Source organism: Bradyrhizobium sp. CCBAU 51765 (assembly GCF_015291725.1).
GTDB lineage: Bacteria > Pseudomonadota > Alphaproteobacteria > Rhizobiales > Xanthobacteraceae > Bradyrhizobium > Bradyrhizobium liaoningense.
This window is the reverse complement of record NZ_CP030038.1, coordinates 436,895-462,573: the sequence shown is the minus strand read 5'-3', so window position 1 is coordinate 462,573 and position 25,679 is coordinate 436,895. Positions and strand designations below refer to the sequence as shown.

Below are 25,679 nucleotides of genomic sequence, written 5' to 3'. Positions count from 1 at the left end.
CGCCCGCCTCAGTCGATCGAATGCAGCAGCGCCGCACGGACGAGATCCGCGGTGTTGCGCGCACCGAGCTTGCGCATCGCCTCGGCGCGATGGCTCTCGAAGGTGCGCGGACTGATCTGCATGCGAAGCGCGCCCTGCTTGTTCGAATAGCCTTCGCTGATCAGCCTCAGCACCTCGCGCTCGCGCTTGGTCAGCCGCTTCTGGCCCGACGGACCGACGAGCTCGGCGCTCGGCACGCGCTGCGGCTGCAGCGCGCGAGCGGCCTTGGATCGCGCCTCCTCGGTGCCGGACGGGATCGGCAAGCCGCCTTTGCCGGCGAGCTGCTTGACCAGACCGCAAACGCGCTCGGTCTGTACCAGCGCGTTCTCCACCACCCGCTGCAGATAGGCACGATCGCCCGTAGCAGGCACGAGCTGATCGCTGTGGTGCTTGATCTCGCCCATGTAGAGCAGGAGCGCGGTCAGGGGGCCGTTGAGCTCGCGGGCGATGGCCGCGGCCATTTCGTCGGCCGCCTTGGCACGGGCGGCGCTCAGGCGGACGAGATCGGGCTCTTCAGCCGGCGCCGCGCCGCCTTCGTCCCATTCCGACGGCCGCGAATCAGTGGCCGTATTATTCGGTGACCCCATGGCACTCGTTTAGCGGAACCGGGGCCGGTCTGTGCTTAACTTTCTTCTCCGTAAGACTACGGTGATTTGGGCTCTTTTGCGCTAAAAAGGCGACTTCGGCACAATTTGTGCTTGCGTGCGGCCGCCCTCGATCGTGCAGCGGTTGAGTTCCGGCCAACGCCTTGAGCCGTCGGACCGGAGAACTCCCCTTGATCGCCGCCTCCAACCGGCGCCGGCCCCCGGCTTTTACGGATTAATTAACGGCGACTTGCTTCTCTAGGGAGGTTGAGCGCGCAAATGCCTCCACGCATTGGGCCCGCAAGCCAGCGGGACACGCTGCGAAAGATGCGTGCCATGAACGAGATCGATCGACTGTCGGAATTCCTGCAGAGGCTGACGCCGCTGTCGCGCAGCTGTCTGCTCAGCGAGCTCGAGCGGCTCGAGCTGTGCGGCATCGACATGCCGGGTTCGGCCAACATCCAGGCCCGCTTGCGCGCCGAGTTCCGCAAGGACGGATCGACCCAGGCCCGCGCCACCAGCCCGTCGCGCTATTTCTTCGCGCCGCTCGAGCTGCTGCTGATCGACGGCGCGCCCGAGCATGCCAACATGGGGCGGATCTCGCGCAATACCCTCACCCCGATCTGGGAATGGATCTGCCGCGACCTGCTGCCGACGATGGCGCGCGACTACATCAAGGCGATCAACGACCAGGTCGCGGCGAACAACCCGAAGGAGGTGCAGAAGATCGCGTCGACCTTCCAGACCAAGGTCGTCAAGGTTCTCGAGAACACCCTCGCCTCGCCCGAGAGCGCCGAATCCGCGCGCGCCAAGCTCGGGCAATATACCGCCTCACGCACCGCCTTCGACGACGTCGTGAAGATGCTGCATGTGCTGCGCGCCGGCAATGCGCTACCGAAGTTCAACGAGAAGCTGCCCGAGAGGATCGCGAAGTTCGACGACGGCCAGGTCGCCCAGATCACCGCGCAGCTCGACGCCTTCAAGAAGGCCCACCCCCAGGCGCTGCCCTTCGCGCTGGCGCTGGTGGCGCGACGCCTGAAGACGTCCTGGCAATTGGTGCGGCTTGCCACCAGGGCCGCTGCGAGCAAGGCCGCCGCAGACGTCGCCGCCACGCCCTATGCCTGCGTCGTTCACATGGTCCTCGACCGGCTCGACGACAAGCGCCTCGCGCTTCGTATCGCGCTTCGCAACAACCGCGTGCTGATCGCCCGCGACCTGCTCGCCGAAATCTACGACACCGAATATGCGCTCAAGGTCCGCATCGACGGCATCGAGCATTGCGACTGGGGCGTCCGCCTCCAGCAATTGATGGACGCGATCGCAAAGCTGGTCTCCGCCGAGGTGAGCCGCTTCCCCGCCAATGTGGGCCACATTCTCGGATCGCGGCGGCTGCGCAACCACGACACGCTCGGCGGCAAGCTGACTTATCTGGCCTGGAAGGGACGCGACGCGATGCAGGACGGTGCGGCGGCGTTCCGCAAGTTGATCGGGCAAAACTAAAGCGCGCTACGATGAGGATGAATCGTCATCGCGCTTTGGGGTGCTGTCTAGGCGTGATCTTCTCGAAGAACCGCTGCGCACTTCTCCGGATCATGCTTTAGGCGCGCCGGGCGCGCGGCAGGCTCAGGAAACGGTCGAAAAACCGCCCCGACAGCACGAATCTGAACCACCAATACATCATTCGCCGCATCGACATTGCTGTAGTCCTCGACAGCCCACCACCGGCTGCGCGGACCAATAGCGCAGGCGCAGCAATGCGCGTGTGATGCACTTCACATTCTCGGCCGCCGGGCCGGCCCCGTTGTCGCAGGACCACCGCGCGCGAAAGCGCAAGATGCGCGCATGGCGGGAAGACGAGCTGTTCCGGCGCAGCCGTCGCTCCGATGCGCGCGCTGACGCTCGCATCGACGACAATGGCGCTGGCGTCATAGCCGCAAGGCAATTGCACACCGACCACGACGACAAGCACCACCAGCCGCGTCCCTCGAACGAGCACGCGGGCCGGCGTGACACGAGAAAGTCGCCGGCAATCAATCCTCGGCCGGCCTCTTCGCTGCGCCAGGCAACCGCATTGCGCAATGCAGTCGAGCGGCAGATTGCACGCCCATTGCGCGCAACAGACTTTTCACGTGCTTCGACCGTCGTTGCGCGTGCGACGCCTGGATATGCGGATTCTTTTCGAAGCATCTGTCGAAAAATTAGCTCGAATTGCAGAGCTTAACGTTACCCAAATTATTCAAGAACGAAGTGAAGCTCTCCTTATTTGAACCCACGCTCGCCGTTTAAAAAACCGTCACGGAACGGGAGTGGTGTACGATGAACGATGGGATGATTGAACTCGTCGGCCGGAGGCCTGTGACCTTCGGACGACGAAAGGTGACGCCGCGCGCCTGCGTGGCCGACAGCAAGCGTCACCTGCGCGCCTTTCTCAGCGAGGTGCTCGAGGATCTCGGGTTCGTCACCTGCGAATGCGCCAGTGCCGACGAGTTGCAAACCGTGCTCGCCACCGAGTTGCCGGACCTGATCCTGCTCGGCGTCGCCGCCGATGGCATCGAGCCGGGACGATTCCTCGAAATCCTGGTGCGCGAGGCATTTGCCGGCAGGGTCCTCGCCGTCGGTGCCCGCGAGTCGATCATCGTCAAGGCCGTGCGGCAGGTCGGTGAGGAATATGGCCTTGCGATGCTGCCGCCGCTGACCACGCCCTTTGCCGCGGAGACGCTGCGCGAGCGTGTCGCGATGCTGCTGCCGGATGAGCCGGCGCCGAGCCCGGCCGTGCATGTCGGCGAGGCCTTGCACGCCGGCTGGCTCGAGCTCTGGTACCAGCCCAAGATCGATGCGCGCACGCTCGTGCGCAGCGGCGCCGAGGCGCTGGTGCGGATGCGACATCCGACCTGGGGCGTGGTGCCGCCGGCCTACTTCATCCCGGAGCCGCACGATCCGCATTTCCGCGGTCTGTCGGAGTTCGTGATCGATCGCGCCGTGCAGGACTGGCACTATCTTCTGGAACAACAAAGCCCGGTCGATCTGTCGATCAATCTTCCCGCCTCCTATCTGAGGGAACCGCAGGCCGTGCGGGATCTCTGCCGCCGCGTGCCGACGCATCCGGCCTTCGGCGGACTGACGGTCGAGATCGACAGCGAGGAGGCGATCCGCGAGGTCGATCTCCTGACCGAGGTCGCACGCGAGGTGGGCCTGCACAATATCGGCCTGTCGATCGACAATCTCGGCACCAACTGGCCGTCGCTGATGGGGCTCGACCGAATTCCCTTCGTCAAGCTGAAGGCCGATCGGCAATTCGTCACCGGCAGCGGCAGTGATCGGCTGAAGCGCACGGTGTGCCGTCACATCGTCGAGCTGGCGCAGGGCTTTGGCGCACGCACCGTGGCTCAAGGGGTCGAGAGCCGCGCCGACCTCGTCGCGGCGAACGAGCTCGGCTTCGACCTCGTGCAGGGCTTTCTGTTCGGCAAGCCGATGCCGCTGAAGAAGTTTGCAAGGAGCGCGCTGACGCGAACGGTGATGGGGGAGGCGTGAGGCACAGGCCTCACGCAAACCGCCGCGCGAAGAAGACGCAGACGACCACGAGCGCGGTCGCGGCGATCATGCTCCAGGCAACGGGCTCATGCAGCAGGAAGCCCGCGAGCGCGAGACCGAAGAACGGCTGCAGCTGCTGCAACTGGCCGACGCGGGCGATGCCGCCGATTGCGAGCCCGCGGTACCAGAAGATGAAACCGACGAACATGCTGAAGACGGAGACGTAGGCGAGCCCGATCCAGGCCGGCACGCCGATGCCGCTCCAGGCGGGCGGCCATGTCAGAATCGCGAGCGCCGCCATCAACGGCAGCGCGAGCAGCAGCGCCCAGGAGATCACCTGCCAGCCGCCGAGGCGGCGCGACAGCGCGGCGCCCTCGGCATAGCCGAGGCCGCACAGCACGATCGCGGCCACCATCAGGAGATCGCCTTCGAGCGAGGCGGAGCCGTCACCGGAGAGCGCGAAGCCGGCCACGGTGGCGCTGCCGAGCACGGCGAACAGCCAGAACAGCGGTTGCGGCCGCTCACCACCGCGCAGCACGCCGAAGATCGCGGTCGACAGCGGCAGGAGGCCGATGAAGACGATCGAATGCGCCGAGGTGATGTGCTGGAGCGCGAGCGCCGTCAGCAGCGGGAAGCCGACCACGACGCCGACGGCGACGATGGCGAGCGAGCCGAGATCACGGCGCTGCGGCCGCGCCTGCCGGAGCACGGCAAGCACCACTGCCCCGATCAGCGCCGCGATGACGGCGCGCGCCGAGGTCAGGAACAGCGCCGAGAAGCCGCCGACCGCCACCCGCGTCGCCGGCAGCGAGCCGCTGAAGATGATGACGCCGAGAAGCCCGTTGCCCCAGCCGCTGGCCGAAGAGTGCATGTTGGTCTCGCTTGGGGTGGGGGCCGCGGATCGGGTGCCGGGGCGGTTGAGGGCCTCGCGTGATGGCATGAAGCAACGAAAGTGCGAAAACAACCCCATGCACAGTAGACGGGGGTTGCAAGATCAATGGGTTAGGTGGGGTGCGGGATCGAGTGCGGGTCGGAGGGCGTTTCGGGAGCTAAAAGGCCGAGGGATCGTGGTTTGACGCGCTTGTCCCGGCGCAGCCATGCGGGCCGAACGAGAATTGGTCGCGATCGTTGCCGCCCATTCGAATGACGTCTCGCGTCATTTGCTTCGTCGGGCAAAACAGGAGCATAGTGGCATCATCGCAAGGTCTAAGTGGCTGGGGTATGCAGGGCCTTTAAAAGCGATCCCATTGCGCGGTCGACGCAGGTTCGAGTTTTGCCGCTGGACCCTGCTGGTCGCCGCTGCGCCGGTGGATCGGCAGAGAAAGCGAGTCTTCTTAGAACTGACCTGCTTCGGGAGCTATTTGGTCTTGAAGACGATCCGCTTCGCCTTCACGATGAAGCCGCATCGCTTGCAGCTACTAGGTTTAATGCGAAATTTGTTCGAGAAATCCAGCGCAGTTCTCTCGCGGTGTGAAACATACCGTTACGAGCTTAGGCGAGTTTGGGACGACTCGCTTCCACCATTCGTGTCTGGGATGCTCAATCCATCGACGGCGGACGCCGACCGTGACGACCCGACGATAACGCGTAATATTCAACGTGCCCGGGCGATGGGGTTCGGGTCCCTGATCGTTTGGAATTTAGGAGCAGGGCGGGCCACACAACCCCAAGCCTGGAAATTGCTTGCCGATCCAATAGGTCCGGAAAACGACCGTCATATACGAAGGATTTTGCAGGAATGCAGAGATCGCAAGGGTATCGCAATCGCTGGCTGGGGTATCCCACCGCCGGCTTACGCATTTGCTCCTTTTTGTATCGATCAAGATAAGAGCTGGTCCGAACCATGGAAGCCGTTTCGTGGGATGTATCTTCCGAATTCAGCTGCAAGTCTCGCCGAGTATCACTCCGGCCTTAAACCCAACGCCTATTACGTTGCGAGGGCTGAGAGGGATCGACTAACGATCGCACTTCAAGAAGCGCAAGCAAAGCTTCAAGGATTCCGAGATGCACTGGAGCAAATTCGTTCCGTGCAACCCGAAACGGGGATTTATTTCGACCTGAAGGATTTCGAGGCTGAAACGAACAGTCTCTTGGCGGAGTGCTCGGAACTTCTCGACCGACAGAATTCCCACCGGGCAAAATTATCAGAATTGATTGATACTCGCGCCTTGTGGACGACACAGATAGACATCGCAAAAGCGGCCCTTGCGGAACTTGACGAGGTATTCAAGAGCGCAATTGGACACCCGGCGGACGTTGAATGCCCCACATGCGGAGAACACTACACAAACGATATTGCTGAACGATTCGGCATTGCGGCAGACACCGAAGCTCTGATCGGCATCCTCCACCAAGCTAAAGAACAAAAGGACGAGCTTCAGAAACAGATCGACGCCGCTCAAAGAGAACTGGGCGACGTCGAGACTGCGCTTTCCCGTATTAGGGCGATTCTCTCAACGCGCAAGAATGATGTCAGCCTAGAGGAAGTAATGGCTGCGGAGGGTCGCAATGCGGCAAGCCGCGTGCTGCGAGAGCGCATGACCGAAATTGAAGGCAAGGTGGGGGCACTTGGCGCCCGTATCGCGGAGCTTAAGCTTGCGATGCGCAAATCACTCGACCGTAAGAGGTCTGCCGCGATTAATGATTTCTTCTTCAGTCGCCTCACAGGCTTTTCGATGAGTCTAGATGTGAGGATGGAGAGCTTTAAGTCAGGTTCAATCGCGAATGCGCATTTAGCTCGTGGCAGTGAAGGGCCGCGCGGTCTCACCGCCTATTTCTACGCTTTCTTGCACACAGCAAAGGAATTTGGATCGTCGACATTTTGTCCGATCGTGATCGATGCCCCGAATCAGCAAGGACAAGATGGACAGCATCTGCCCGCGATTATCTCGTTCCTTGTCAAGAAGCGCCCAGAGAACGCGCAACTGATACTTGGCGTAGAAGATGCGGTTGGCATTACAGCCGATGACGCGGATATCGTCGGCGTGGGGGTCCAGAAACGCCAGCTACTTGACGACAATCAGTTTGCATTTGTTAGCGAACATTTGCGACCTTATCTTGCGCAGCTGGTTCTCTAGGCTACGCACTGCCATAACGTTCTGTGACGCTTGGTGCCGCGCGGTGAGGGACCCGAGCGAGAACTGTGCAGGGGTCCAGAATCTGAGAGGTCACCTCGGGGGGTCGGCTGCGAGCTTTCCCCCCTGGCCCCCTCCAATTTCTGAGGCATCATTCAGCACAACGATCAATATACCCACCACCGCGCATCTCCCACGCATGATGATGCGCCAATTCCGACGCTGCCTGAGTCCTTTTGATTCACGCGAACCCTCCTGCCTGCCGAGTCTTCGGAGAAAAATATGGTGCCGACGCTCCTTGTCACGGCACGAGATGGAGTAGCTCCGCGCTTCCAACCATCAACTTAGTCTCATTCAGCCCTGGCCTTAAACGGTAGTAAAATCCATTTCCTCCGTAGGAGAGGCCGCGGCCCTCTCGCAAGCGGGAGAGATGAACGAGCGCCGCGGCAATCGATCTATCCTAACGCCATCCCGCCCTAATACAACGGCTCCTCATACACCGGCTCCCCATCCAGCAGCAGCCGCTTGATGGCGGCGCGGCCTGAGGGCAGCACGGCGGCGACGATGCGCAGCTTCTGCTGGTTGCGGGCGTCCTCGAGCTTCCTGCCCTCGCCTTCGGGCACGAAATAGCTTTCGAGGCCGTATTTGACCGGCAGCTTGTCGCAGAACCGTCGCCGGTCGTCGCCGCAGGAGCCGCCGTAATTGGCGACGCGGCCGCGGATCAGCACATCGGGCGCGGTGACCGCAACAGGCTCGGCGTGCACCGAGACCGCCTGATGGACGCCATCGGCATTGGGCGCGAGCTTGACGAACACGATGGGATGGCGCGCGTCGGCGACCTTGCCTTTGAGCGCGCCGGCAGCGACCAGAGAGATGTCGTAATTGAGCACGACATAGTCGCCGCGCAGGAGATCGCGGGGATCGACCGGCTGCGTCTGCAAGGTCACCTCGACGCCGTCGCGCAGGATCTGCATGCGGTCGGCCACCATCAGCACCAGCAACGCAGATTGCAGCAGGACGGCGAGGCCGAACAGCACGGGTTTCGGGATGCGCTGCCAGAACGCGGTGAGCGAAGCGATCAGCCCCTTCATCGCGCGGCCCTCGGCAGCAGGCGGCCCAGCGCGGTGGCAAAGGCGACGGCGGCAACGCCCGCCACTGCCAGGAAGACCGAGCGGCGCAGCAGCGAGCCCTTCACGGCCCAGGTGATGCCCGCGACCACGCCGGCGATGCCGAGCCAGCCGGCGACGATGCGCGGGCGCACGTCGTCGAGCATGCCTGAGACGACGAGGCACAGCATGGCTGAGAGCAGCGCGGCATAGGCGAGCCAGGGCTCGCCGGAAGCAGGCGCCGGCCACAGCGGTGCGGCGAGCAGCACGAGGCCGATCGCGCCGGCCGCCAGGACTTCACCGGCGCGCCGGGTGAACGCGGCGGACACCAGGGCAAGGATCACGCCGGCGGCGCCGCGCAGGATCGCCCACCACGGCTGGACCGGCACCGTGAGGGTGCGCAGGCGGATGATGTCGTCGATGGTCGTCACCTCGAGGAATGCGACGCCGGCCAGCGACAACGCCCCATAGACCGACAGCACGCTGCCGAAACGAAGCGCCCGCGGCGACGGCATGGCCGCGATCGCGAGCCCCGCGCCGAACGCCAATGCCGCGCCATTGGCGAGCAGGAAGGCCGGCTGGGCGCCGTCGAGCTCGAAGCGAAGCGAGGTCGCGATCCACCACGGCAGCAGCGCGAGCGCGACGAGATGGGCCGCGACGCGGGAATTCCAGGCAAAGGCCGCCGCGGCGGCGACGAGCCAGACCGCGACGTAAGGAAGATGCAGGATGTCGGGCGCGTCGTTGGTCCGCAGGCAGGTCCAGATCGAGGCCGCGACGAGGCCGACCGCGAGCGCGCCGCGCGAGCCGGTCAGAAGCGCCGCGGCAAACGCGCCGATCGACCACAGCAGCATGCCGCCGGCGAAATCCTCGCCGAGATGGTACATCTGCCCGACCAGCGCGATGCCGGCACCGAAGATGATGGCGCCGACGCTGGCGCAGAGATCGGCGAGAATGGTGCGGCCGCGCGCGGCGAACCAGGCGCCGAGGCCGCCGGCAACGGCCATGCCGGCCAAGAGGCTCGCGAACCGCAGGAGCCGCGCGATCTCGGTCCAGTGCGCCGCCACGAAGGCGAGGAACGCGGCTGCGATCAAGAGGCCGCCGACGATGGCGACGACCACGGCGATGTTGACGCCGGGCGAGAGCGGCGGCAGCGCGTGGCGGATGCTGGCGGCTGCCGCGGGCGCGATCACGCCATCGGCTTCCCATCGCGCAAGATCGGCTTCGAGGCGCTGCCGGTAGGCTGTGTCGAACATTGTGGTGATTCACTGACTCTCGCCTGGCGGCGGATGTTGCTAGGTCGGTCCGCACCCATAACAGGTTCAAGCCGTCAACGCTCTGGTGGCGAGAGCACTGCTTCGCCGGCGGCGCAAGGCATCAGTTGGCGAAGCTGCGCTCGCGGATCGCCTGCGCGCCCGCCAGAATGCCGCGCTGGAGTGCGCGCGCGGCCGGCGACAGATCGCGGCCGATGCGCCAGATCAGATAGAGTTCGCGCTCAATCACGGGATCGACCAGCTTGCGCCAGGTGAGCACGGGATGGCTGGCCTCGGGCCAGGCGAGACTCGGCAGCGGCGCAACGCCGACGCCGGCCTCGACCAGGGCCAGCAGCGTCGCCGGATGCTCGGCTTCGTGGATCGGCGTGCCCTGGCCGAGTTCGGCGACTCCGCGCTCGATCTCGAGCCGGATGCCGGTGCCTGATGCCATGACCACGAGGCCCGCTTTCGACGCCTCGGCCCAGCTCACGGCATCGCGCGCGGCGAGCGGGTGATCGCGGCGCATCACCAGCGCGAAATTGTCCACCAGCAGGCGCGCGGCATCGAGCTCGGGATCGTCGCCTGGCACGTTCGCAATGCCGAGATCGGCATCGCCACCACGCAGCGCCGCAAAGATCTGATGCCGCGAAATCTCCTTCAGCGTCACCGCCACCATCGGATGCTCGCGCTGAAACGCGGCGAGCACGCGCGGCATCAGCCGCAGCGCCACCGACGGCACGCAAGCCACCGTGACGTGACCGCGGCGATGCTCACGCAGGTCGCGTAGATCCTGGAGCTGGCGATCGAGATCGGCGAGCAGGCGCTGAATGCCCGGCATGAAATCCGCGCCGACCTTGCTGAGCTGGAGTTTTCGCGTGGTGCGGTCGAGCAGCCGCACGCGCAATCCGTCTTCGAGCTGGCGCACCGCCTGGCTGACGGCGGATTGCGACATCCCGAGCGCCCGCGCTGCAGCGCTGAAGCTGCCGGTCTCGACAACGCAAACGAAGGCGCGGAGCTGCTTGAGGTCGAGCTGATCTATCGGCATTCCTTATAAATATATCTCTCTATTCCGGATTGTTAATAAAAATCTCCGATGCAAAGATTTTGGGCGAAGACCGGGGATGATCGTCAATTAGGCAGAACAGGGCGTAACCCACTGTTCTGACAAGCTAAAGGACAGGGACGTGATCAACAGACGCGACCTCATGAAGTATTCACTGCTCGGCGCGGCAACGGCACCGCTGGCGGGCCTGAGTGCCCCGGCTTTCTCGGCCGGCACCAAAGTGGCCATCACCGAAGCGCTGCGGCTCGGCATGTACAACTCACTTTATGTCGCCGCGGACAAAGGGCTGTTCGCCAAGCACGGCCTGGATGCCGACCTCGCCACCGCCGGCGGCATCGCGCTGCCGGTGCCGATCCTGCTTTCGGGACGCGGCCAGATCGGTGTCACCAGCCCGGGCATGTCGGTCAACGCCGTTCGCGAGGGCGGCAAGATCAAGAACATCGCCAAGATCGTCGGCGGCGTGTCGATGTGGGGCATCGCCAAGCCCGACAGCAAGATCAGGACGATCGAGGATCTGCGCGGCAAGACCATCGCCACGCTGAAATTCCCGTCCTCGACGATCCAGGTGCCGACCTACGCGATCAAGACCATCGGCAAGTTCGATCCCAAGGAAGCCGGCGTCACCTTCCTCGAGCTTCCGCCGGGCGCGCAGGCCGCCGCCGTGAAGGACGGCCGCGCCGACATCGCCACCGCGTTCGAATGGGACGTCAGCATCGCCGCCGAGCAGTTCGGCCTCGTCCCCGTGCTGTCCTTTGCCGACGCGCTCGGTTCGCTCTGCTTCACCACCGCGATGGCGACCGAAGAGACGATCGCGAGCAATCCGGCCGCGGTGCAGGGCTTCTGCAACGCGATCGCGGAAGCGCAGAAGCTGATGCACGAGAACAATGCCGTCTTCACCGAGGTCGCCGAAAAGTATTTCCCGAAAGTCACGCCGTCGGTGGTCGCGAGCGCAACGAAGAACTTCTTCGGCTCCAAGACCGCGATCCCGCGCAATCCGACCATTTCCGCGGATGAGTGGGACCGCGCGATGCAGCTCGAACAGGGCGGCGGCGCGGTGCAGTCCGCCCTTCCCTATGCGCGGATGGTCGACAACCGCTTTGCCGAGCAGGCCACCAAGCAGTTCGGTCTGGTGTGATGACGGTGAATACCTCTCCCGCGCGCGAGCCGCGCTACGTCACGCTGCCTGCGCGACCCGAGCCGCTCCGCCTCGCCGTCGACGAGACCGCCGTCGTCGTCGTCGACATGCAGAACGCCTATGCTTCGCCGAACGGCTATCTCGACCTCGCCGGCTTTGACATCTCCGGCGCCAAGGCCGCCATCACGGCGATCCAGGACGTTGTGACGGTCGCGCGCGGCGCCGGCGTTCCCGTGATCTTCTTCCAGAACGGCTGGGACGCCGACTATGTCGAGGCCGGCGGGCCGGGCTCGCCGAACTGGCACAAGTCGAACGCGCTGAAGACGATGCGCAAGCGGCCCGAGCTGCAAGGCAAGCTGCTCGCCAAGGGCGGCTGGGACTATGCACTGGTCGACGAGCTGCAACCGAAGCCCGGCGACATCGTGGTGCCGAAGACGCGTTACAGCGGCTTCTTCAACAGCCAGTTCGACAGCATCTTGCGCGCCCGCGGCATCCGCAACCTGGTGTTCTGCGGCATCGCCACCAATGTGTGCGTGGAATCGACGCTGCGCGACGGCTTCCACCTCGAATATTTCGGCGTGATGCTGGAGGACGCAACGCATCAGGCCGGTCCCGACTACATCCAGAAGGCCTCCGTCTTCAACATCGAGACCTTCTTCGGCTGGGTTTCAAGCGCGAGCGACTTCCGCCGCGCCTTTGCCCAGACCGAAGCCGTTCCAGCAAAAGAGGATACGCCATGACCGACCGCGCCATCATTCCGCCGGGCACCCACGCCCCCATCGCCCCGTTCTCGCCGGGCATGATGGCCGACAACGTGATCTACGTGTCGGGTACGCTGGCCTTCGATGCCAACAACGACGTCGTCCACGAGGGCGATGCCGCCGGCCAGACCCGGCACATCCTGGAAACGATCAAGCGCGTGCTGGAGACAGCGGGCTCGAGCCTTGCCGACGTCACCTTCAACTCGATCTTCATCACCGACTGGGCGAACTATGCCGCCGTCAACAAGGTCTATGCCGAGTATTTTCCGGGCGAGAAGCCGGCGCGCTTCTGCATCCAGTGCGGTCTCGTGAAGCCGGCCTGTCTCGTCGAGATCGCCTCGATCGCGCACAAGAGGCCGTGAGGTGGCCGTGCTCGACGCCGGCCAGGCTGCGGTGACGGGAACGCGAGTCAAACTGCCGTCCGCGGTTCGCATCGCGCTGCTCCAGATCGCGTTGTTGATAGCGCTGCTGGCGGCGTGGGAGCTCGCGATCCGGTTCGGGTTGATCGCCGTCTATCTCTACGGCCAGCCGAGCGGCATCATCGCCAAGGCGGGCAAGCTGATCGGCAGCGGCGAGCTGCTCCGCGACGCCGCGCTCACCGCATGGGAAGCCATCGCCGGCTTCCTGATCGGAACGGTGCTCGGCAGCGCGGCGGGCCTGTCGTTGTGGCTGGTCCCGACCGGCGCCGCCGTGCTGCGTCCCTACCTCGTCGCGCTCAACGGCCTGCCGAAAATCGCGCTGGCGCCGCTGATCATCGTCTGGTTCGGCATCGGCCTCTCCTCGAAGATCGCGATCGCGGCGATCATCACCTTCATCGTCGCTGTGATCACCGCGCTCCAGGGCGCCAAGGAGGTCGATGCCGATCTCGTCAAGCTGTTGCGCTCGCTCGGTGCCAGCCGGCTGAAGACCTGGCGCACCGTCATCGTGCCCGGCGCGATGCCGTGGATCGTCGCGGCCTTCCGCCTCAATGTCGGCTTCGCCCTGATCGGCGCCGTCGTCGGCGAGTACATCGCCTCGAAAGAGGGCCTCGGCTACATGATCTACTACGCGGGCGTTCTCTACGACCTCAACGCAGTCTGGGTCGGCATCGCGGCGCTGATGGTGGTGGCGCTCCTGATGTACGGCGCGATCGACCTGATCGAACGGCGCCTGCTCTCCTGATCCGAAACGACATCACTTCAACAGCTGGGACGTCATGGCTTTTGCGCGCGGCGAGGATGCCGATATCTATTACGAGGTTCACGGGCGCGGCACGCCGGTCGTGCTCTCGGCCGGCATGGGTGGCAGCGGCTCGTTCTGGGCACCGCAGCTCGACGCGCTGGCGGAGCGACACCAGGTCATTCTCTACGATCATGTCGGCACCGGCCGCAGCGCGGCTGCCAGCCGCAGCATCGCCGGCATGGCCGACGACGTCGCCTGCGTGCTCGACCATGCCGGCGTCGACACCGCGCATGTGGTCGGCCACGCCATCGGCGGCATCGTCGGCATCGAGCTGGCGCTGCGCCATCCGAAACGCCTGCGCAGCCTCGTTGTCGTCAACGGCTGGGGCCGCGCCGATCCGTTCCTGCGGCGCTGCTTCGAAATCCGCAAAGCATTGCTGAACCAATCCGGCCCGCAGGCCTACGTGCGGGCGCAGCCGCTGTTCCTCTATCCACCGCAATGGATCTCCGAGAACATCGCCCATCTCGACGCCGAGGAAGAGCGCATCCTCAAGCATTTCCCGCCCGTCGCGACGATGAACCAGCGAATCGACATGTTTCTGGCGTTCGAGGGCGGCAGGCGCCTCGCTGAGATCAACGTGCCGACGCTGCTGTCCTCGGCAAAAGACGACGCGCTGGTGCCGGCCTATCTCACCCGCGAGCTCGCTGCCGCCATTCCCGGGGCGCGGGTGCACGAGGTCGATTGGGGCGCACACGCCTTCACCGTGGTCACGCCAGGAATCTTCAACGACACGCTGCTCGGCTTCTGCAAGGAGGTGGACCGATGAACGCGCTCGCGCAGACTCTCGCTGAAGCGGCGCCGATCGTGCTGCGCGCCGAGAATCTCGGCGTCACCTTCGATGGCGCCGGCCGGCCGGTCGAGGCGATCCGGAAAGTGGACTTCGAGCTCCGCCGCGGCGAGACGTTGGCAATCGTCGGTCCTTCGGGCTGCGGCAAATCTACGCTGTTCAACGCCATTGCCGGGCTGCTGCGGCCGACCCGCGGCCATGTCGAGGTCGGCGGCCGCCGCGTCGACGATGCCGCCGGTCATGTCGGCTACATGCTGCAGAAGGACCTGCTGTTGCCGTGGCGCAGCGTGCTCGACAACGTCATGCTTGGGCTGGAGATCCGCAAGACACCAAAACCTCGCGCGCGCGAGATCGCGCTGGAGCTGATCAAGGCCTATGGCCTCGCCGGGTTCGAGCATGCCAAGCCGGCCGCGCTCTCCGGCGGCATGCGCCAGCGCGTCGCCATCATGCGCACGCTGGCCTTCGATCCCGAGGTCATCCTGCTCGACGAGCCGTTCTCGGCGCTCGACTTCCAGACCCGGCTGCTGATGCAGGCCGACGTCTCTCGAATCATCGCCGAGCGCGGCAAGAGCGCCATTCTCGTCACCCACGACATCGGCGAGGCCATCGCCATGGCCGATCGTGTACTGGTCCTGAGCGCACGGCCGGCCATGGTCCGTGCGCTGCACGTGATCGACCTGCCCCGCGCCGGCCGTGACCCGGCGGCACTGCGGACCGACCCGCAGTTCCAGGATTACTTTGCGAAGATCTGGGCCGATCTGGAAAAGCCGGTCGGCGTGGCGTGACGAGCGAACCTAATTCGCCTTGATCCCGGCCTCGCTGATGAGCTTGCCCCATTTCGTGCTTTCGTTCTGAATGAAGCGGCCGAACTGCCCGGGCGATGTCGGTGCTGGCTCTGCGCCGAGGGTCCGGATCTTTTCCGCCACCGAAGGATCCTTCAGGGCTTTGGTGAAGGCTTCGTTCAGCCGGCCAATGACATCCGCAGGCGTGCCGGCGGGAGCAACGAGCCCGAACCAGCCCACGGATTCGAAGCCCGCAATACCGCTCTCGGCCAGCGTCGGTACATCGGGCAAGGACGGAAGGCGGCGCGCGGAGGAAACGCCGATCGCATTGAGCTTGCCATCGAGGATCAATTGCCGCGACGACGGAATGTCCAGCACTGCGAAGGGGACGTGCCCCGCGAGAACATCGACCGTCGCCGGCGCTGTCCCGCGATACGGGACCAGTTCCATGGCGATCCCGGCCTTCTGCGTGAACAGCGCGGCGGTCAAATGCATCGCCGTCGAGTTGCCGCCATGTCCGATCGACAGCGCGCCCGGCTTGGCCTTGGCGAGCGCGATCGTCTCCGCCGTGCTGTGCGCCGGGACATTCGCGGAGGCGACCAGCACAAAGGGAATTTCCGCAAGCAGGGTGATGGGCGCGAGATCCTTCAGCTCGAACGGCATCGCGGAATTGAGGTGCGGATTCACCGTCAGCGCGCCCGCCGGCGCCACGCCGAGCGTGTAGCCGTCGGGCTTGGCCTGCGCGACGGCGGCCATGCCGATGTTGCCGCCGGCGCCGGCGCGGTTCTCGATGACCAGGCTCTGCTTGAGCTCGGCCGAGACCAACGGCTCGAGCGCGCGGATGACGGTGTCGGCGCTGCCGCCGGGCGGGAAGGTCACCATGATCTTGATCAATTGCTCGGGATAGGCGGCACGGCCTGCCTCCAGAGGCAACACAGCGAAAGTCGCAGCCGTCAGCACGGCCAGGATGCGGCGCCTTGCAACGTGAAACACGTTCTCCTCCTTAAGTGTGCTCTTGTTCTTGAAACACGGCCGGCGGCCGGCGCCGCCGGCCGTCCGCTTGAAGTCGCCTTACGCCGCAGCGCCGGTGATGCGCGCCAGCAAGCCCAGTGGATTTTCGGGCGCAGCTTGCCCGCGCCAGGCGATGTGCTGGTCGGGCCGCGCCAGCACCAGCTTTTCAGCATAGGCGCCGTTCGCCTCATCAGGCGCGATGTCGACCAGCGCGAGCGGCACGCCACGCTCCTTCGCGGCAGATTGCAGCCGCGTCACATCGATCGCCGGGTCGAACCGCAACAATGTGTAGCCAGCGCCGAACGCATCGTAGAGCGATCGTCCGTCGCGCAGGAACAGATGCGGCGCGCGGGCGCCTGGCACGGTGGAGGGCGTGAAGCTCCCCATCGCGTAGGGCGGCGGTGTCTCGCCATCATAGGCGATGATCGGCGAGGCGTCGTAATAGTAGCCGAAGTTGAGGCCAGCGCAGCAATATTGCTGCACGTTGAGATCGTAGGCCGCTCTCGCCAGCGCTGCGCGCGCCGCATGGCCGCGCGGCGTGTCGTCCTCGATCTCCGCCGAGACGCCGCCGCGCTGGGCCATCATCTTCATCGCATGGTCCATCGCAAAGCGCGACACCTGCTCGGTGATGGGCTGGCGCTCCGCCTCATAGGCATCGAGGATCGCAGCCGGGGCCCAGCCGTTCAGATGCGCCGCCAATTGCCAGCAGAGGTCGACGGCGTCCGCAATGCCCGCATTCATGCCGTAGCCGGCATAGGGCATCCACAGATGCGCGGCGTCGCCGCAGATGAAGACCCTGCGGTCGCGGAAGCGATCGGCCACGAGACGACGTCCGACCCAGTCCTCCTTGCTGAGCACCCGGTATTCGAAGCGCTCGTCGACGCCGAGGATGGCACGGATGGCCCAGTCGCGATCGACCGAATCGAACTCGGGCTCGTCGGGCTTGAGGTGATTGTGGATCAGCCAGCGATCGAGACCGTCGATCGCAACGGTGGTGCCGGAGCGGCGCGGATTGAGCGAGAGCACCATCCAGGCCGGCTTGTGTGCGCCCATCAACTCTTTCAGTTGCGGCGCTTCGATGAAGGTAGACTGCACGCGCTGGATTACGGGTGTGCCGGACAGGCTGGCGCCGATCGATTTGCGAACGAGGGAGCGGCTGCCGTCGCAGCCGATCACGAAGCTGGCTTCGATGCGAAGTGAATTTCCGCTGTCGAGATCGCGCGCCAGTGCGACGACACGGTCGTCGTGCTGCTCGATCTCGATGATTTCCGTGCGCGCCAGGATATTGATCCGCGGCTGCGCCGCGGCATGGCTGAACAGGATCGGTTCGAGATAGATCTGGTTGATCCGGTGCGGCGGCTCGGGCGTCGGCCACCAGGTGTCGGGGCCGCCGGTCGCGCTATAGCGGTGCGCGCGCGAGGGAATGTCGATGCGGCACAGCTCGATGCCAGTCGCCGTGGTCCGGTAGGAGCAGTCGTTGGGAAAGTCCGCAGGGAGCCCCGCATCGCGCAGCTTGGCGGCAACGCCGAGCCGTCGAAAAATCTCCATCGAGCGCGCCGACACGTGATTGCACTTGACGCTGGGCGGATCGCCGGCGTGACGGATCTCCGCGACGATGACATCGATCCCGCGCGAGGCCAGGTCCATCGCCGCGGTCAATCCGACGGGCCCGGCGCCTACCACCAGCACCTGTGTCCTCATGCTCGTTTCCTCTATCGCCGCGGAATTCGTTGCCCGCAGCATGCATTTTATTGCAGGTCCGTTTATGCGATAAGCCAGAAAGAACTCATCAATTCATGAGCTTTGCCTATGAATGTCACCTTGCGCCAATTGCGGACCTTCACCGGCGTGTACCGGACGCGCAGCATTACACGGGCCGCGCGCGAGCTCGGCATCACGCAGTCGGCGGCGAGCCTGTTGATCCAGCAGCTCGAAGCCCAGCTCGGCGTCAAACTGTTCGACCGCTCCACGCGCTCGGTGCAGCCGACGCTGGCCGCCGACGAGGCGTTCGATGCCGCCGAACGCATGCTGAGCGATGCGCAAGGCCTGTCGCGCCGCATGCGCGACCTCGCGCAGGCCCGCGCCGGCCGCGTTGCGTTTCTCTCCTCGGCCGGCACCGCATCGGCGCTGCTACCCCTGGTTCTGGCGAAATTCCGCGCCAGCCATCCCGACATCGAGATCGACATGCGGGATGTTGCCGCCGACGATCTCGTACCACGCCTGACCGCAACCGATGCGGAGTTCGCGATCGGCAGCGCGGAGGGCGAATTCGCCGACATGACGATCGAGACGCTGACGAGCGGCCGCCTCAGCGCCATCGGCCGCCGCACCGCCGACTTCGCGGCACGTCGCTCCCTCACATGGGACGAGCTGGCGCAACTGCCGACCATTGCGATGCGCCGCGAGAGCCGGATCCGGATGCAGATCGATCAGGCCCTGAGCGCGCAGGGCAAGCGCCTCGATCCGACCTATGAAGTGACGCTGATCAACACTGCCCTCGCCATGACGGCGCAGGGCCTCGGCCTCGCCATTCTCCCCGCCACGATGCTGCCGGCCGATCAGTTTCCCACGCTGATCGCAAGACCGCTGGTGCGGCCGGCCATCACCCGTCCGGTGTCGCTGCTGCAGCGCCAAGGCCGGACGCTGTCGCCGGCGGCGCAGGCGTTCGTCGCGACAGCGCGGACCGTGCTGGCGGGGCGAACGGCACCGGCATCAGGCTGATTTGGCAGAGCTTTTTGGAAGCGTCGTGTTTGATATGGCGGAGAGGGAGGGATTCGAACCCCCGATAGGCTTGCACCTATGCCGCATTTCGAGTGCGGTGCATTCAACCACTCTGCCACCTCTCCTGAAGGCGCCATATAGGAGCAGCGGCTCCCGTGGTTCGGGGCGTTAATAGGCGAGGATGGCGGGCCAGACAAGGCGCGGGAGACGAAAATCGGAACGGTTTTCCGCCGAACCCGCGCCGGTCGCGGTGCTGACGGCGTCGATTGCGGATTTTGGCGTGCGTTTGAGCCTTTCGGCCCGGAGTTTTCGCGCTTCGCCCGGCGCGGGGGACCGCGGACGCAGACGCGAATCACGTCTCGAAGGAAAACAGACGGGGGTGGGACCGCCAGACGCGGTAAACACTGGCGGTCCCGTGCCGCTCATTGAAATACTGGCCAGGAAGGGCGGCTTCGCCGGCCGAGTGAAAGCGGCGCTTTCGACCGTAGCGTGCAGTCCGCATGGCGCAACGCAATCCGTCCCTTAACCTAACCGGTCAAGGTTACTCCTTGTCCGACTTGCCCTTTTTCTTCCCGTTCTCCGTGGAATCCCGGTCCTTGCCGTTGCCATTCTCCTTGCGGCGGTTGGTGAAGCGCGCATTGCCGAGCCCGGTGCCGATGGTGAGCACGCCCCAGCGATCGACGTCCTGCATGAACGGCACTTCCGACAGGCCCTGAACGACGCCGTCATTGTGCATCAGGATCGCGGTGTCGTGCTCGCCGATGATGGGGATCGCCTCGATGAGGCTCGCTGGCAGGTTGAACTTGCTGCTCTCCCAATTGCCCGGCAGGTTCTGTGCGCCCTTCTCGATCGAGCCGTCCGCGTTGATCACCCCGGGGCAGGCGATGCCGATGAAAGGCGCGAGCTTGTAGCCTTCGTTCTCGGCTTCCGTGATCAGTCCCTTCAGCATCTTGGTGAGCCGCTTCACCGCGCCTTCACGCGTCGGCTCGTCATCGGCATGACGCCACAGCTCGGAATGCACCACCTTGGCCTTCGACAGATCCTTGGCCTTCTTCCAGCTGGTCTCCACCAGGCCGCAGCGGATGTTGGTGCCGCCGATGTCGACCGCGAGGATGCTGTCATGGGCTTCGAAGATCCAGGACGGCGCCAGATGCAGCGCGCCGAGCAGGCCGGCTTCGTCGGGATGATGGCGGATCGGCTGCAGGTCGATCTTGAAGTCCTCGGATTTCAGGATGATCTCGGCGCGGGCGATCACGAGCTCGCCGAGCCGGGAATCGCGAAAGCCGCCACCGACGACGATGCGCTCGGTCTTGGCCCAGGCCTTGGTCTTGAGGAAGCGGCGCGTGACATAGGCGAGCTCCTGGGAGAAATCCTCGATCGCGCTGTGCACCACTGCCGAGGCCTCGGTGTCGTCCCCGACCAGGATGGCGTCCAGCGTCTTCTTGTTGATCTCCTCCGTCGGCACCTTGCCGAACGGGTCCTCTCCCGTCTTGCGCAGCGGCTTGCGCCAGCGCTCGAGGACGTCCCGGAACGCGCCCTTGCTGGCGCGGTCGCCGAGAAAGCCGTCCTCGTCCTTGATCTCGATGTTGAAGCTGTCGACATCCACCGACGGCAGCCGCTCGGCGCCGTGCTGGGCGATGCCCGTTGTCTTGACCAGTTCGTCAGTTGCCATGATAGCCCTTGCCCGCGAGAGATTTGCGAGGACAACGGCGAGGGAACCCGATGGTTGCAGCCCGGGCCGAGATTCCCCTCGGCCCTCGCAAACGCTCCAAATCCTTCAGATCTCGGCCTTTTCCCGTGGTTTTCCTTGACTCGCGGCGTCCAGCGGCTATAAGTCCCACAGTCGGCGCGGGGCGTTTCTCGCGCCGCTTGCTTTTGCGTGGGTTTTCAAAGGGGTACGTCCCGCCCGCACAATCGCGCATAAACCCTTAGCGACTGACAAAAAGCCGGCCCCGACGATATCAGTCGCGAGGCCGGGATTGAACACGAAGGAAAAAAACGATGTTCGCAGTCATCAAAACCGGCGGCAAGCAATACCGCGTCGTGCCGGATGATGTCCTGGAAGTAGGCAAGATCGAAGGCGAAGTCGGCTCGATCGTGCAGTTGAATGAAGTTCTGGTGGTCGGTGGCGACACGCCGGTGCTGGGCGTTCCGACGGTCGCGGGTGCCTCCGTCGCGGTCGAGGTGCTCGACCACAAGCGCGGCCCCAAGGTCATCGCGTTCAAGAAGCGCCGCCGCAAGAATTCGCGCCGCAAGCGCGGCTACCGCGACGAGATCACCGTGCTGCGCGTCAGCGAGATCCTGACGGACGGCGCCAAGCCCACCAAGGGCCCGCGCCCGAAGCGGGAGAAGGTGGCCAAGGAGCCGGCAGCCGAAGCTGCCGAGTAACGAGAATCGATCACGCCAGTTCACGAAATGAGGCGTGAGACCTTTTGAAATGATTCCGTCAAGGAATTGACCTAGACATACGCAGGATTTCGGAGACGAGCCATGGCTCACAAAAAAGCAGGCGGTTCATCGCGTAACGGACGCGATTCCAAAGGCAAGCGCCTCGGTATCAAGGCGTTCGGCGGGGAGATCGTCACTCCCGGCAACATCATTGCGCGTCAGCGCGGCACGACCTGGCACCCGGGCCTCAATGTCGGCATGGGCACGGACCACACTCTGTTCGCCAAGATCGAGGGCCGCGTTGCGTTCCAGGCTAAAGCCAACGGCCGCACCTTCGTATCGGTACTCCCGATCGCCGAGGCGGCTGAATAGACGGTGGATCAAATTTGGAGTCCGCCGGGTCCTGACTGAACCGGCGGAGTCCACAAGCAGGCTCCAGGGGAGGCGGGAAACCGGCCTCCCCTTTTCTTTGACTTGCTCACTTCGAATTAGTGACTTTCACGGAGCCGGACATGTTGCAGGATTTCTCGAGCGTGACCTTGCAGGAGGCGAGACCCAGCGTCGTCGCCACCGAGCGGCTGACCTTGCGGCGCCCCACCCTCGCCGACGTCAGGACCATCGCCCGGCTCGCCAATGACCGCCGTGTCGCCGAGAACACGCGGCGCCTGCCGCATCCCTATTCGCAGGACGACGCCGTCGCATTCATCCGCACAACCGCCGAGTTCGGCAGCGAGACCGTGTTCCTGATCGAGCACGACACCGGGCCGGTCGGCATGGTCGGCATCGACTGCTCCACGCCCGGCAACGCCGAACTCGGCTACTGGCTCGGCGTCGAGCACTGGGGCCGGGGTTTTGCGACCGAAGCCGCGCGCGGCGCGATCGACTTCTTCTTCGAGGAGTTCGCGGACGAGCATCTCCATGCCGGTGCGCGCGTCACCAATCCGGCCTCGCGCAACGTGCTGGAGAAGTGCGGCTTCCAGTGGAGCGGCGTTCAGCTGCACCGCTTCCTGGCGCTGGGCTCCTCGACGCCCGTCGACTGCTTCCGCCTGTCGCGCGGGGTGTGGGCGTCGCTGAAGAGCTGGAGCAGTGCGCGGCGGCTGAGGTAGGGCGCCGATCACCCTCCCCTGGAGGGGAAGGGTCGATGCGCATGCAGCGAAGCGGAATGCGCAGCGGGGTGGGGTGAAGCCACGGCAATGGTCTTACCCCACCCGCATGCAATGCTTGATCCGACCGCAGCACCATCTGCGCGGAGAGACTGTCACCCCACCCCGCTCGCGCTTCGCGCGAGCGACCCTCCCTCTCCAGGGCAGGGTAAGAGCTACGCCGGCGGATTCACATCGGCGCTCGCGCGCCCCAGATCTCGCTCGCGCAGATAGATGTAGAACCCGGCGCCGATGATGATCGCCGCGCCGACGAGGGTTGCGATCGACGGCACGTCGCCGAACACGACGAAGCCGAAGATCACGGCCCAGACGATCATCGAATATTGGTAGGGCACGACGACGCTGGCCGGCGCCAGCTTGAGCGAGCGGTTGACGCAGAACAGCGCCGTCACCGAAACCAGCCCGGCGGCAGCGAAGATCACGAGGCTGCCTGGCGTCGGCGGCACCCAGTGGAACGCCGACAGCACGGCCCCCAGCGAAAACGTGCCGATGAATTGCGAGGACGCCATCACGATGTCCGGCGTCTTGCGCAGGCTGCGCGTGATCAGCATCAAGGTCGCAAACGACAGGCTGCCGCCGAGCGCGATCAGCGCCGGCAGGCTGGCGGTCTGCGCGGACGGGCGCAGCGCGATCAAGACGCCGCAAAAGCCGATCAGGATCGCGGTCCAGCGCCGCCAGCCGACCTTCTCGCCTAAGAAGATAGCCGACATCGCAGTGACGAAGATCGGACCGGCGAGATAATAGGTGATGACGTCGGCGAGCGGCAGATAGACGGTCGCGAGGAAGAAGGCCGCCACCTCCAGCGTCGACAGCACGACGCGGATCAGCTGCAAGCCCGGCCGCTCCAGATGCAGGAACTGGTGACGCTGCGTCCAGACCAGCGGCGACAGCAGAAGCAGCGCCGCGCAGGCACGCAGGAACAAGAGCTGCCCGACCGAATAGGTGCCGACCAGAAACTTGCCCATGGCGTCGCCGAACGAGAACATGAAGATCGACAGCACCATCAGCGCGATGCCGGCCAGCCGCGCCGAGCGGTCGTCATAGGCGGAGAGGTTCTTGAACAGGGGCATCGACAGGGTTTGCTTCGGGAAACGCGTCATTGCGAGCGAAGCGAAGCAATCCAGGCTGTCACCACGGCGGCAGCCTGGATTGCTTCGTCGCTGCGCTCCTCGCAATGACGGAGGACGGGGCAGCAGCGCGATCGATAGGGCGTCGGAAGGTCCTTTTAATGGCGACAAGGCACCAAACAAGTCCGAGTTCGATCAATTGAACGCATTGTCGCACTGCGTGCGGCGCGATACGGATCATTCTCCAAGTCCGTTCCGATGGTGCAGCGCATGACCGACTTCGATCCCACCCAGCATCGCATGATCCCCGCGCAGCGCTGGTTTGAGGATTTCGTCGTCGGCGAGCGTTTCGTGCTGCCGAGCCGCACCCAGACCTCGGCGGTGTTCGCCGCATTCCAGACCGCGAGCGGCGACACCCATCCGGTCCACTATGACGTGGAATATTGCCGCGCCCGCGGCATGCCGCATCTGCTCGCCCACGGCTTCCAGACCTTGATCCACACTGCGCCCGGCGCCGGCCTGTTTCCGTTCATGGTCGAGGACTCCCTGGTCGGCTTCCTCGAGCAATCGAGCCGGTTCCTCAAGCCGGTGTTGGCCGACGACACGATCTACCCCGCGCTCGAAGTCACCGAGCTGGTGCCGGGCCGCTCGACCGGCGTGGTGACGCTTCGCAGTACCGTGTTCAACCAGCGCAAGGAGCTGGTGCTGGACGGCATGCAGAAATTCCTGATCCGGCGCCGCCCGACAGGTTAAGCAAGGCACCAAATCGCGAGAATTCGGCCGCGCCGCGGGGTAATGCGGGTTGCCGCAAGGCACCGGCTGGCCTACCTATGGCCCATGAAATTCCTCGACGAAGCAAAGGTCTATATCCGCTCCGGTGACGGCGGGAACGGCTGCGTGGCGTTCCGCCGCGAGAAGTTCATCGAATTCGGCGGTCCCTCCGGCGGCAATGGCGGCCGCGGTGGCAATGTCATCATCGAGGTCGCCGACGGGCTCAACACGTTGATCGACTACCGCTACCAGCAGCACTTCAAGGCCCAGAAGGGCGAGAACGGCTCGGGCTCGGACCGCCACGGCGCCAACGGCAAGAACATCGTGCTCAAGGTGCCGGTGGGGACCCAGATCTTCGACGAGGATCGCGAGACGCTGATCCACGACTTCACCAAGGTCGGCGAGAAGTTCGTGCTGGCCGAAGGCGGCAATGGCGGCTTCGGCAACGCGCATTTCAAGTCGTCGACCAACCGCGCGCCGCGCAACGCCAATCCCGGCCAGCCCGGCGAGGAGCGCTGGATCTGGCTGCGGCTGAAGCTGATCGCCGATGCCGGCCTCGTCGGCCTGCCCAATGCCGGCAAGTCGACCTTTCTCTCCAAGGTCAGCGCGGCGAAGCCCAAGATCGCCGACTATCCCTTCACCACGCTGCATCCGCAGCTCGGCGTCGTGAATGCCGACGGCCGTGAATTCGTGCTGGCCGACATTCCCGGTCTGATCGAAGGCGCGCATGAGGGCGCGGGCCTCGGCGACCGCTTCCTCGGCCATGTCGAACGCTGCCGGGTGCTGCTGCATCTCGTCGATGCGACCTGCGAGCACGCCGGCAAGGCCTACAAGACCGTGCGCAAGGAGCTCGATGCCTATGGCGGACAGCTCACCGACAAGATCGAGATCGTCGCGTTGAACAAGATCGACGCGGTCGAGCCGGATGAGCTCAAGAAGCAGAAGGACCGCCTCAAGCGTGCCGCGAAGAAGACGCCGCTGCTGCTCTCGGGCGCGACCGGCCAGGGCGTCAAGGAAGCGTTGCGCGCGCTTGCCGAGGTGATCGGCGAGAGCCCGGTGTCAGCGAAGGCAAAGAGCGCGGCCGAGGCGGAGCCGTGGTCGGCTTGATCGTCGTCCCTGCCTAGTGCGCAATTGCGCACGGGCGCAGGGACCCATACCGCGTGATTCATCGATTGCGGATGGTCGCAGTCCCGCACGACCAGTCTTCGCCAAACCACTGCCTGGG

24 protein-coding genes and 1 tRNA gene are annotated in these 25,679 nt (G+C 64.8%); 15 read left to right on the top strand and 10 right to left on the bottom strand.

Translation table 11 applies throughout. From position 1 onward, the window contains the following. Nucleotides 1-8 precede the first annotated feature (8 nt). On the bottom strand, nt 9-626 hold the full coding sequence (locus XH96_RS02165) for a LuxR C-terminal-related transcriptional regulator (RefSeq protein ID WP_194390856.1): 618 nt from the start codon (nt 624-626) through the stop codon (nt 9-11). 333 nt (nt 627-959) lie between these two features. On the opposite strand from XH96_RS02165, the gene XH96_RS02160 reads away from it, so the two are divergent. Together XH96_RS02160 and XH96_RS02155 are read left to right on the top strand one after the other, a co-directional pair. Beyond that, nucleotides 960-2,123, top strand: coding sequence for a hypothetical protein (locus XH96_RS02160; protein ID WP_194390855.1), 1,164 nt, complete (start codon nt 960-962; stop codon nt 2,121-2,123). A gap of 816 nt (nt 2,124-2,939) precedes the next feature. Continuing rightward, nucleotides 2,940-4,154, top strand: coding sequence for an EAL domain-containing protein (locus XH96_RS02155; RefSeq protein ID WP_194390854.1), 1,215 nt, complete (start codon nt 2,940-2,942; stop codon nt 4,152-4,154). Between the two features lie 10 nt (nt 4,155-4,164). On the opposite strand, the gene XH96_RS02150 is transcribed toward XH96_RS02155, so the two are convergent. Further along, complete coding sequence (locus XH96_RS02150) at nt 4,165-5,025, bottom strand: DMT family transporter (RefSeq protein WP_194390853.1); 861 nt, start codon at nt 5,023-5,025, stop codon at nt 4,165-4,167. Nucleotides 5,026-5,251: 226 nt separating this feature from the next. On the opposite strand from XH96_RS02150, the gene XH96_RS02145 reads away from it, so the two are divergent. Beyond that, nucleotides 5,252-7,231 carry a DUF1643 domain-containing protein gene (locus XH96_RS02145; protein WP_194390852.1) on the top strand — a complete coding sequence of 660 codons (1,980 nt, stop codon included), beginning with the start codon at nt 5,252-5,254 and terminating at the stop codon, nt 7,229-7,231. Nucleotides 7,232-7,704: 473 nt separating this feature from the next. Here XH96_RS02145 and XH96_RS02140 read toward each other — a convergent pair whose 3' ends face one another. The 3 genes from XH96_RS02140 to XH96_RS02130 all read right to left on the bottom strand — a co-directional run bounded on the left by XH96_RS02140 (nt 7,705) and on the right by XH96_RS02130 (nt 10,629). Continuing rightward, on the bottom strand, nt 7,705-8,319 hold the full coding sequence (locus tag XH96_RS02140; protein ID WP_194390851.1) for a GDYXXLXY domain-containing protein: 615 nt from the start codon (nt 8,317-8,319) through the stop codon (nt 7,705-7,707). After that, complete coding sequence (locus XH96_RS02135; protein WP_194390850.1) at nt 8,316-9,587, bottom strand: DUF2157 domain-containing protein; 1,272 nt, start codon at nt 9,585-9,587, stop codon at nt 8,316-8,318. Before XH96_RS02135 ends, XH96_RS02140 begins: the two co-directional genes overlap by 4 nt. A gap of 121 nt (nt 9,588-9,708) precedes the next feature. After that, nucleotides 9,709-10,629, bottom strand: a complete 921-nt coding sequence (locus XH96_RS02130; protein WP_194390849.1) for a LysR family transcriptional regulator — start codon at nt 10,627-10,629, stop codon at nt 9,709-9,711. A 139-nt stretch (nt 10,630-10,768) separates the two neighbouring features. Here XH96_RS02130 and XH96_RS02125 point away from each other — a divergent pair, with 139 nt between their 5' ends. From XH96_RS02125 to XH96_RS02100, 6 genes are read left to right on the top strand one after another with little or no spacing between them, the layout of a single operon-like run. Then, on the top strand, nt 10,769-11,782 hold the full coding sequence (locus XH96_RS02125; RefSeq protein WP_194390848.1) for an ABC transporter substrate-binding protein: 1,014 nt from the start codon (nt 10,769-10,771) through the stop codon (nt 11,780-11,782). Next, nucleotides 11,782-12,522 (top strand): pyrimidine utilization protein B, encoded by a 741-nt coding sequence (gene rutB, locus XH96_RS02120; RefSeq protein ID WP_194390847.1) that lies wholly within the window; start codon nt 11,782-11,784, stop codon nt 12,520-12,522. Before XH96_RS02125 ends, rutB begins: the two co-directional genes overlap by 1 nt. After that, on the top strand, nt 12,519-12,905 hold the full coding sequence (gene rutC, locus XH96_RS02115) for a pyrimidine utilization protein C (protein ID WP_194390846.1): 387 nt from the start codon (nt 12,519-12,521) through the stop codon (nt 12,903-12,905). The genes rutB and rutC overlap by 4 nt, the downstream gene beginning before the upstream one ends. A gap of 1 nt (nt 12,906) precedes the next feature. After that, nucleotides 12,907-13,704: an ABC transporter permease gene (locus tag XH96_RS02110; RefSeq protein ID WP_194390845.1), complete on the top strand. Its 798-nt coding sequence runs from the start codon at nt 12,907-12,909 to the stop codon at nt 13,702-13,704. 34 nt (nt 13,705-13,738) lie between these two features. Then, nucleotides 13,739-14,530, top strand: a complete 792-nt coding sequence (rutD, locus tag XH96_RS02105) for a pyrimidine utilization protein D (protein WP_194390844.1) — start codon at nt 13,739-13,741, stop codon at nt 14,528-14,530. Next, the gene (locus tag XH96_RS02100; RefSeq protein WP_194390843.1) at nt 14,527-15,336 is read left to right on the top strand and encodes an ABC transporter ATP-binding protein; all 810 of its coding nucleotides are present in this window, start codon (nt 14,527-14,529) and stop codon (nt 15,334-15,336) included. The genes rutD and XH96_RS02100 overlap by 4 nt, the downstream gene beginning before the upstream one ends. A 9-nt stretch (nt 15,337-15,345) precedes the next feature. Here the strand turns inward: XH96_RS02100 and XH96_RS02095 are convergent, their stop codons facing one another. Both XH96_RS02095 and XH96_RS02090 read right to left on the bottom strand, forming a co-directional pair. Beyond that, nucleotides 15,346-16,326 carry a tripartite tricarboxylate transporter substrate binding protein gene (locus XH96_RS02095; protein ID WP_194390842.1) on the bottom strand — a complete coding sequence of 327 codons (981 nt, stop codon included), beginning with the start codon at nt 16,324-16,326 and terminating at the stop codon, nt 15,346-15,348. A 78-nt stretch (nt 16,327-16,404) separates the two neighbouring features. Further along, the gene (locus tag XH96_RS02090; RefSeq protein ID WP_194390841.1) at nt 16,405-18,045 is read right to left on the bottom strand and encodes an FAD-dependent oxidoreductase; all 1,641 of its coding nucleotides are present in this window, start codon (nt 18,043-18,045) and stop codon (nt 16,405-16,407) included. Nucleotides 18,046-18,153: 108 nt separating this feature from the next. On the opposite strand from XH96_RS02090, the gene XH96_RS02085 reads away from it, so the two are divergent. Then, a complete protein-coding gene (locus XH96_RS02085; protein WP_194390840.1) occupies nt 18,154-19,065 on the top strand; it encodes a LysR family transcriptional regulator in 912 nt (303 codons plus the stop codon). 35 nt (nt 19,066-19,100) lie between these two features. Here the strand turns inward: XH96_RS02085 and XH96_RS02080 are convergent. Together XH96_RS02080 and XH96_RS02075 are read right to left on the bottom strand one after the other, a co-directional pair. Beyond that, a tRNA-Ser gene (locus tag XH96_RS02080) sits at nt 19,101-19,190 on the bottom strand. Nucleotides 19,191-19,606: 416 nt separating this feature from the next. After that, entirely contained in the window at nt 19,607-20,737 is a 1,131-nt protein-coding gene (locus XH96_RS02075) for an ROK family protein (RefSeq protein WP_194390839.1), read from the bottom strand. 329 nt (nt 20,738-21,066) lie between these two features. Between XH96_RS02075 and rplU the strand changes: the two genes are divergently transcribed. The 3 genes from rplU to XH96_RS02060 all read left to right on the top strand — a co-directional run bounded on the left by rplU (nt 21,067) and on the right by XH96_RS02060 (nt 22,559). Next, entirely contained in the window at nt 21,067-21,453 is a 387-nt protein-coding gene (gene rplU, locus XH96_RS02070) for a 50S ribosomal protein L21 (protein WP_124163569.1), read from the top strand. A 102-nt stretch (nt 21,454-21,555) separates the two neighbouring features. Continuing rightward, on the top strand, nt 21,556-21,825 hold the full coding sequence (gene rpmA, locus XH96_RS02065) for a 50S ribosomal protein L27 (RefSeq protein WP_008538809.1): 270 nt from the start codon (nt 21,556-21,558) through the stop codon (nt 21,823-21,825). A 140-nt stretch (nt 21,826-21,965) separates the two neighbouring features. Continuing rightward, on the top strand, nt 21,966-22,559 hold the full coding sequence (locus tag XH96_RS02060) for a GNAT family N-acetyltransferase (RefSeq protein ID WP_194390838.1): 594 nt from the start codon (nt 21,966-21,968) through the stop codon (nt 22,557-22,559). 212 nt (nt 22,560-22,771) lie between these two features. Here XH96_RS02060 and XH96_RS02055 read toward each other — a convergent pair whose 3' ends face one another. Next, nucleotides 22,772-23,686, bottom strand: a complete 915-nt coding sequence (locus tag XH96_RS02055; protein ID WP_194390837.1) for a DMT family transporter — start codon at nt 23,684-23,686, stop codon at nt 22,772-22,774. Between the two features lie 267 nt (nt 23,687-23,953). On the opposite strand from XH96_RS02055, the gene XH96_RS02050 reads away from it, so the two are divergent. Both XH96_RS02050 and obgE read left to right on the top strand, forming a co-directional pair. Next, nucleotides 23,954-24,436 carry a MaoC family dehydratase gene (locus tag XH96_RS02050; protein ID WP_194390836.1) on the top strand — a complete coding sequence of 161 codons (483 nt, stop codon included), beginning with the start codon at nt 23,954-23,956 and terminating at the stop codon, nt 24,434-24,436. 84 nt (nt 24,437-24,520) lie between these two features. After that, on the top strand, nt 24,521-25,561 hold the full coding sequence (gene obgE / locus XH96_RS02045) for a GTPase ObgE (protein ID WP_194390835.1): 1,041 nt from the start codon (nt 24,521-24,523) through the stop codon (nt 25,559-25,561). Nucleotides 25,562-25,679 lie beyond the last annotated feature (118 nt).

Coding starts and splice junctions, on each gene's coding strand:
- XH96_RS02145 (WP_194390852.1), top strand. CDS start 5,252: ATGCGGGCCGAACGAGAATTGGTCGCGATCGTTGCCGCCCATTCGAAT.
- XH96_RS02165 (WP_194390856.1), bottom strand. CDS start 626: ATGGGGTCACCGAATAATACGGCCACTGATTCGCGGCCGTCGGAATGG.
- XH96_RS02155 (WP_194390854.1), top strand. CDS start 2,940: ATGAACGATGGGATGATTGAACTCGTCGGCCGGAGGCCTGTGACCTTC.
- XH96_RS02130 (WP_194390849.1), bottom strand. CDS start 10,629: ATGCCGATAGATCAGCTCGACCTCAAGCAGCTCCGCGCCTTCGTTTGC.
- obgE (WP_194390835.1), top strand. CDS start 24,521: ATGAAATTCCTCGACGAAGCAAAGGTCTATATCCGCTCCGGTGACGGC.
- XH96_RS02140 (WP_194390851.1), bottom strand. CDS start 8,319: ATGAAGGGGCTGATCGCTTCGCTCACCGCGTTCTGGCAGCGCATCCCG.
- rutC (WP_194390846.1), top strand. CDS start 12,519: ATGACCGACCGCGCCATCATTCCGCCGGGCACCCACGCCCCCATCGCC.
- XH96_RS02055 (WP_194390837.1), bottom strand. CDS start 23,686: ATGCCCCTGTTCAAGAACCTCTCCGCCTATGACGACCGCTCGGCGCGG.
- XH96_RS02085 (WP_194390840.1), top strand. CDS start 18,154: ATGAATGTCACCTTGCGCCAATTGCGGACCTTCACCGGCGTGTACCGG.
- XH96_RS02150 (WP_194390853.1), bottom strand. CDS start 5,025: ATGCACTCTTCGGCCAGCGGCTGGGGCAACGGGCTTCTCGGCGTCATC.
- XH96_RS02100 (WP_194390843.1), top strand. CDS start 14,527: ATGAACGCGCTCGCGCAGACTCTCGCTGAAGCGGCGCCGATCGTGCTG.
- rutD (WP_194390844.1), top strand. CDS start 13,739: ATGGCTTTTGCGCGCGGCGAGGATGCCGATATCTATTACGAGGTTCAC.
- rutB (WP_194390847.1), top strand. CDS start 11,782: ATGACGGTGAATACCTCTCCCGCGCGCGAGCCGCGCTACGTCACGCTG.
- XH96_RS02050 (WP_194390836.1), top strand. CDS start 23,954: ATGACCGACTTCGATCCCACCCAGCATCGCATGATCCCCGCGCAGCGC.
- XH96_RS02160 (WP_194390855.1), top strand. CDS start 960: ATGAACGAGATCGATCGACTGTCGGAATTCCTGCAGAGGCTGACGCCG.
- XH96_RS02075 (WP_194390839.1), bottom strand. CDS start 20,737: ATGGCAACTGACGAACTGGTCAAGACAACGGGCATCGCCCAGCACGGC.
- XH96_RS02135 (WP_194390850.1), bottom strand. CDS start 9,587: ATGTTCGACACAGCCTACCGGCAGCGCCTCGAAGCCGATCTTGCGCGA.
- XH96_RS02090 (WP_194390841.1), bottom strand. CDS start 18,045: ATGAGGACACAGGTGCTGGTGGTAGGCGCCGGGCCCGTCGGATTGACC.
- rplU (WP_124163569.1), top strand. CDS start 21,067: ATGTTCGCAGTCATCAAAACCGGCGGCAAGCAATACCGCGTCGTGCCG.
- rpmA (WP_008538809.1), top strand. CDS start 21,556: ATGGCTCACAAAAAAGCAGGCGGTTCATCGCGTAACGGACGCGATTCC.
- XH96_RS02060 (WP_194390838.1), top strand. CDS start 21,966: ATGTTGCAGGATTTCTCGAGCGTGACCTTGCAGGAGGCGAGACCCAGC.